Consider the following 5196-nt stretch of genomic DNA (forward strand, 5'->3'; position numbering starts at 1 on the left):
ACCTTTTTTGATAGTATGCATATTGCTTATCAGAAAAATATTGATAGCATTAAACAGGATGCTGATTTTGGTTTTGACTTTGTTAATTCTTCTGTCAGTTAATTCATGCCTGTCAGATCAAGTCTAAACTATTACAAATAAATTTTGGTAGAACTGCTATGTCGCTGCAAATGAAAATCAAGCACCTGCTTATTATATTTTTAAGCAAAATGTGAAGCACATGGTAGACCATGTGCTCTTAGATGGCAGCACGTGCGTTTATGAATTGTTTAAAAACAATCTTCTAATAAAAAAAACCAAATTCATCACAAGGATTATGACATGTGTCATAATCCTTGTGATGCGAGTTAAAATAATTATGGCAGGAATTAGTAGCACAAGGTACAAATGGAGGTGTACAAGCTTGTGCACAGTTCGATACTGGTACTGGTAAAGCTGCTGGTAAATTATAAGCCGTAAATGGCAATTTTGGTAAATTACTGTAATTATAAACCATAATAATCCTTTGAAAAATACTATGATATTATTGTACTTTAAAATAATTAAAGATTTCATAACTTGATTGCTAAATCTAGCATGTTAACAACATTATGATTTAAATTTCTACCCTATCTTCGCCAATTTTGCATACAGCCCATCTTTACTCATTAGAGAATCATGAGTTCCTACTTCTTCTACTTTCCCGCAATTAATCACTATAATCTTGTCAGTTTTGAGTGCGGTTGATAGCCTGTGTGTGATTATGATTGTTGTTCTGTTTTGCATTAATTTGCTCAGTGCTTTTTGCACGAGGTTCTCACTTTTATAATCAAGGGCAGAGGTTGCTTCATCCAGTATTAAAACCTGAGGATTTTTCAGTATTGCTCTTGCTATTATAATACGTTGCTTTTGTCCTTCGGAAAGCTTTAGTCCTCTTTTTCCTACAAATGTATCAAACTTATCCGGCAGCTTATCAATAAATTCCATCGCATAAGCACTGATAGCTGCTTGCCTGACTTCCTCATATTCAGCACCCGGTTTGCCGTATAGTATATTTTCCATTATTGAGCAAGAAAATATCATGTGATCTTGTGGTACTAAGCCAAACAGCGATCTTAGATCATTTAGCGCAATTGTCTTAATATTCTGTCCATCGATAGTAATACTGCCTTCACTTGGATCGTGAAAACGGAGCAGAAGCTTTAAAATGGTGCTCTTGCCACTGCCAGATGGTCCAACAATTGATACTGATTGGCCTGCCTCTATAGAAAATGATACGTTATTTAATGCTGGCTTATCAGCATAAAAAAATGTTACATCGTTAAACGCAATTTCTTTTTGAATACTATTAATTCTTATAGGATTTTCGCCATTTACTATAGAGCTTTTCATGTTCGTAAACTCAAACAAACGCTCTACTATTCCAAGACCTCGTTGTAAATCACTGATATTATCGCTCAAATTATTTATAGCTCCTGCCGCAAGCGCTGAATAAAACACAAATGAGGAGAGTTCTCCAATAGTTATATTATTGCTTAAGACTTCTTTTATTCCAAAAAAAAGCAAAATAACTAGCGAACCTATCACACACGTGATAACTAGAGTTACTAAAATAGCACGCAAGAGTACTAATTTTACGTATGATTTTGATACTGAGTTTAGATGTTTCTGAAAACGAATTTTTTCATTTTCTTCTAGTACAAATGATTTAATGGTTACTATAGATCTAAAATTTTCCTCACTAAATGATGCAAGCTCACTTAATTTATCCTGAGCAAAGCGTGCATAATTGCGAACTTTTTTTCCAAGTGAAGTCATGATAATGAGCAGTATGGGTATTATTGCAGCTGCATATGCGGTTAAATGTAGATTTGTGTATAACAGCATTGCAACACTACCAGTTAGTACCACTGCATTCCTCAATATTGTCAATAAGCTGCTGTTTATTATCGATTGCAATGCAGAGGTATCAGTAATGAGTGCTGAGATAACATCTTGTACGCCTGTATTCTCAAAGAAACTTGGTTGCAAGTCAGTAATACTGCTATATAAGTCGTATCTGATTCTTGCGATAACTTTCTCGCTGCCAATGCCAATGAAATATAACCGAATAAATGCAGTGAAAGAAATGCCTAAAACTATCAGTATTGAAACTACGAGCTTGGTAGTAAAGTTATGCTCTGCGCCAGAATCAATTATGTTGCTTAAGCCCCTACCAAAAAGAAGAATCGTTAAAGCTGAAAATAGAACTGCAATAAAAGCTACGGTAAAATAATGTAGATTAGGTTTTATATAATAAAATAACTGCTTAATGTTAGATCGCATTTTATTTTTAAGTTAATTATATAGATTTTAGCTTCAGGAAAAAGTTACAATATTAGTTTACAGTGTACTTCGTTAGAGCAATACGTTCAAGAAACTTTAGCTTGATTTCTACTGAAGAAAAAACGCTGCGAAATTACAGAAAGTTAGCAAAAAAACTACTGAATAGACCAGAGTTTAATATTCATTTTGTTCCAATATGTAATGCTACTATTCCATAGCTCATATTATAGAACTCAACATTCTTAAAGCCTATCTCTTCAATTTCCATTTTAAAATTAGTTTGAGTTGGAAATTCTCTGATGCTTTTCACTAAATATTCATAAGAACCATTATCTTTAGCAACTATGCTACCAATTTTAGGAATTACTTTAAATGAGTATAAGTCATAAAATTTGGTGAATATCTCATTTTGATAATGCATAGGGGCAAATTCCAAGCAGACAAATTGTCCATTTTGCTTCAATACCCTATATGCTTCACTTAAAGCCTTTTTACGGTCAGAAAAGTTTCGAATACCAAAAGCTACTGTATAATAATCAAATTCAGAATCTTCAAATGGTAAGCTCTCTGCATTTGCACATACCCAATTGAAATTTAGCTGATTTGAATTTATTGCTTTATCACGCCCTTTGTCCAGCATGTTTTGATTTATATCACATACTGTAACTTGAGCACTTGGTTCACCTCTTGCTATTCTTATAGCTATATCTCCGGTTCCTCCAGCAATATCCAAAACCTTGGAGTTCTTTTTAAAATGCACACTACTTACCATCTTCTCTTTCCATAGCCTGTGCATTCCAAGACTCATTATATCATTCATGATGTCGTAGCAATTTGCTACAGAATCGAAAACCTCTTTAACTAGTTGTGATTTATCCATATTTTATATAGAGATTGCTTACATAATTATTTTAAACTTTAGCAGTTAAATTAATATACTAATGAGAAAAATATACTACAATTAAACATATTTAATCCAGTAAATCATTAGTGTCGACAGCTTTTTCACAAAATATCATCTCTCTTATTATGATATTATCTGTAGCAGTTGTTGATATGGCAACAGACTTATACTCAGTTGCATTGCCAAGTATTGCCAACTATTTTAAGGTGAAAGGTAATATAGCGCAGCTTACGATCAGTTTAAATTTAGTAGGAGTTGCAATATCTGGATTAATTTATGGCCCACTGTCAGACTATTATGGTAGGCGCCTAATAATGCTGATTGGTATGACAATTTTTACTTTGGCAAGTATTGTATGTTGCATAGCTGATAATATTATACTTTTAATATTAATCCGGTTTATACAAGGAGCTGGAGCTGGTGTTGCAGGCGTTGTCGGATATGCAGCAATCAGAGATATGTACTCAGGTAGTGAATACTCAAGAGTAATCTCAAAGTTAAATATGGTAGTAGCGCTTTCACCTGGAATAGCTCCAGTAATAGGCAGTTATATGATTTCACATGGATATAGTTGGAAATTTTTGTTTTTTATCATATCATTTGCAGCAATTGTTATGCTCATTTTTATTTACTTGAAGCTGCAAGAAACGCTCACTGTAAATAAAAATCAAACCAACATAGCCATCAATATCTTCAAGCAATATATATCAATATTCAGGAATTATCGTTTCCTTGGGTTTTCAGCCATTCATGGATTAACTTTCATGTGGCTTTGGGCATACATTGCTAACTATCCGTTCATATTTGAATCAATGGGTATTGAAGTACAATATTTTGGCTATCTCATATCAATCATAGTTATATTTTACGTAATCGGCACTTTAATTAACAGAAGGTACGTACCAAAAATAGGAGTGAGCAAGATGCTAATCATAGGTTTGGTATTACCAATAATATCTGATGGTTTATTGGTATATTTTTATTTCATGAACAAATTGAACGTACTTATTCTTCAAGTTCTTTGGATTCCAAGCAATATAGGACTTGCACTCGTAATCAGCAATAACGTAACTTCTGCTTTAGAAACGGTCAAAAGTATAGGGCTTGGTAGTGCAGTTCTCTCATTTTGCAATATGATGTTTGGGGCTGTTGGAATATACATAGTAGGAAAATTCTTTTCTTATGGCATTTTACCAAATTTACTATTAACAGTTGTATGTTCTATAATTGCAATTCTTATATATAGTTTACTTAAATACACTGAAAAACACGAAGGATAATCATTATTTCTACAACCAAGAGTTCATGAATTATTAACTACCTTACTATGGTAATGCAATTTTATAGAGAAGTGTTAAATGAATTATTCAATCAGAAATATAGATGCTGCTTTACTTGATGCTGCTTTACTTGATGCTGCTAAAAGAGGTGATCTTAATGAAGCAAAGCGCCTAATAATTGAAGAAGCTGATGTTAATGCATATGATGGATCTCAAGGTAATTCTCTATATTGGGCTGTTAAAAATAATCATTCTGATATAGCAAAAGTTCTATTAGATAATGGAGCAGATTTTATTGCTTATGACTCTTCTCGAGAACGCCACGTGTTAAATAAATACGAAGAAGTAAAAGCTGAGTATTGTAAGGTTTCTCTACATCTGGCTGCCAGACTTGGCGACTTGAAAGCAGTAGAAGACCTATTAAAGAAAGAAGCAAATGTTAATACAAAAAATGATAAAGGACAGACTCCTTTACATTTGGCTGTTGAAATGTGCTACCATGATATATCAAATCAAGATGAGGTAAATAATTATTGGGATTGGGATCGGCATGCTAATGCTAAGCTCAAATGTAATAGTTTAGACTTGATCTGACAAGCAAACAAAGTAAGATAAAAATATAGACAAGTTTTAAAGGAAAGGAGTGTCAGATATGAATACAACACAAGAAAAAATACTAAAACCAAAGTTGGGATTGCTAGAACTTGC

Annotated in this window: 4 protein-coding genes; 2 read left to right on the forward strand and 2 right to left on the reverse strand. The window is 33.1% G+C overall.

The features are described 5' to 3' along the window. Nucleotides 1-603: 603 nt before the first annotated feature. Both JR053_RS04830 and ubiE read right to left on the reverse strand, forming a co-directional pair. Nucleotides 604-2304, reverse strand: coding sequence for an ABC transporter ATP-binding protein (locus JR053_RS04830; protein ID WP_029237665.1), 1701 nt, complete (start codon nucleotides 2302-2304; stop codon nucleotides 604-606). A 181-nt stretch (nucleotides 2305-2485) separates the two neighbouring features. Further along, nucleotides 2486-3184: a bifunctional demethylmenaquinone methyltransferase/2-methoxy-6-polyprenyl-1,4-benzoquinol methylase UbiE gene (gene ubiE / locus JR053_RS04835; RefSeq protein ID WP_010404829.1), complete on the reverse strand. Its 699-nt coding sequence runs from the start codon at nucleotides 3182-3184 to the stop codon at nucleotides 2486-2488. A gap of 149 nt (nucleotides 3185-3333) precedes the next feature. Between ubiE and JR053_RS04840 the strand changes: the two genes are divergently transcribed. Continuing rightward, on the forward strand, nucleotides 3334-4488 hold the full coding sequence (locus tag JR053_RS04840) for a Bcr/CflA family efflux MFS transporter (protein ID WP_010404826.1): 1155 nt from the start codon (nucleotides 3334-3336) through the stop codon (nucleotides 4486-4488). Between the two features lie 78 nt (nucleotides 4489-4566). Then, nucleotides 4567-5082, forward strand: coding sequence for an ankyrin repeat domain-containing protein (locus tag JR053_RS04845; RefSeq protein WP_416603734.1), 516 nt, complete (start codon nucleotides 4567-4569; stop codon nucleotides 5080-5082). Nucleotides 5083-5196: the final 114 nt, after the last annotated feature.

Source organism: Wolbachia endosymbiont of Nasonia vitripennis, assembly GCF_048054115.1.
Classification (GTDB): domain Bacteria; phylum Pseudomonadota; class Alphaproteobacteria; order Rickettsiales; family Anaplasmataceae; genus Wolbachia.

Excerpts from the sequence above, each read along its gene's own strand:
- JR053_RS04840 (WP_010404826.1), top strand. The coding sequence starts at position 3,334 with ATGATATTATCTGTAGCAGTTGTTGATATGGCAACAGACTTATACTCA.
- JR053_RS04830 (WP_029237665.1), bottom strand. The coding sequence starts at position 2,304 with ATGCGATCTAACATTAAGCAGTTATTTTATTATATAAAACCTAATCTA.
- JR053_RS04845 (WP_416603734.1), top strand. The coding sequence starts at position 4,567 with ATGAATTATTCAATCAGAAATATAGATGCTGCTTTACTTGATGCTGCT.
- ubiE (WP_010404829.1), bottom strand. The coding sequence starts at position 3,184 with ATGGATAAATCACAACTAGTTAAAGAGGTTTTCGATTCTGTAGCAAAT.